General features: G+C 55.0%; 1 protein-coding gene. It reads right to left on the bottom strand.

Translation table 11 applies throughout. The annotated features are described in order from the left end of the window. Positions 1-20: 20 nt before the first annotated feature. Positions 21-992, bottom strand: a complete 972-nt coding sequence (locus AC07VG_RS33385) for an IS110 family RNA-guided transposase (RefSeq protein ID WP_495022563.1) — start codon at positions 990-992, stop codon at positions 21-23. Between the last annotated feature and the right edge of the window lie 249 nt (positions 993-1,241).

Raw genomic sequence — 1,241 nt, 5'->3', positions numbered from 1 at the left:
TGTAGATACCGTCTTGACCCTCATCGCGCAAGCGCGATGTTTGGGTCAAACGGTACGCCTGATTTGAGCACCCCATAGACCAGATGTAACAGCTTGCGCATCGCTGCGCAGATGATCTGCTTGGGGGCTTTGCCTTTGGCTTTCAGACGTTCGCTCAGCGCCCTTATCGCAGGATTCCACCTCATCGCCACCATCGCCGGCATATACATTCCGGTACGCAAGCTGGCCGAGCCTGTCTTGGAGATCGGCGTCGGACCGACGTAGTTACCCGATTGATCTATCAGCGGGTTCAAACCTGCAAACGCCACGATAGCCCGAGGGCCGCTGTAGTCCAGAGGATCGCCCAGCTCGGCGAGGATTAACGCAGCAGTCGTTTCGCCCAATCCATCGATGGACACGATCAGGTCGCGTTTTTGACGCAGACTCGGGTCGTCATCAATGTTGTCTTTGATGGCCTTCTGGGTCGCGGCAATCTCGCTTTTCACATGATTGATCACGGACAAGATCGAGGCTTGAACATTGGCCTGCGCGACGTCCAGACGGTTAGTTTCCATTTGCAGGATTTCCTGGAGATCCTCCAGGCGTCGGACTAAAGCCCTTAAACGACGACGAGCAGGGGGTTCTGGCACCCAGGCTCTGAGTTTGTGCTGTTTCTGTTGGGCATAGGCCGCGATCAGTTTGGCGTCGGCTTTGTCGGTCTTGACCCGACGCAACTCTTCTTTGCCAAACGCGTGAATGACAGCCGGATTGACGATGCAAACCCGATAACCTTTTGCATACAGGGCGTCTGCAAGAGCTTCGTGATAGGTGCCGGTAGCCTCCATGACGACCCAGGCTTGTGGGTCGGCGTGTTTCTCCAGCCAGGCCTCTAACTCTCTGAAACCTGAAACGTTGTTGGGTAACTTGGCCTTCGTACGGAACTTGCCGTTGTCCAACGGAGTAGCTATGTCGAAGGTGTTTTTTGCCGTGTCGATACCAACGAAAGCGGGCATGGTCTTCTCCTTGAAGTCTGAAAAGATCATCACTGCACTCGGTTCTGCCTTGCCAATACGTACTCACGCCGAAGCGGGCACTAGATACCGTTCGAACTTGTTGAGTGAGTGTGGAAGGCCGGGGCACATATCTACAATGCGGGCTCAAAGCCCTAGGAGCTGGACGGCTTCTCGGTCTTCCCTCGATGATCAGTCGAGAACTATCGCTCCTGACGGAGCGTTAGTCGAGATACAAGGAGCTGGCTTGCC

Source organism: Pseudomonas sp. GW821-FHT03C07 (genome assembly GCF_059420925.1).
Note: the sequence above shows the minus strand (reverse complement) of the source record. Positions and strands in the feature narration are given on the sequence as shown.

Bases quoted from the DNA above. Each gene is read 5' to 3' on its own strand.
- AC07VG_RS33385 (WP_495022563.1), bottom strand. From the start codon at position 992: ATGCCCGCTTTCGTTGGTATCGACACGGCAAAAAACACCTTCGACATA.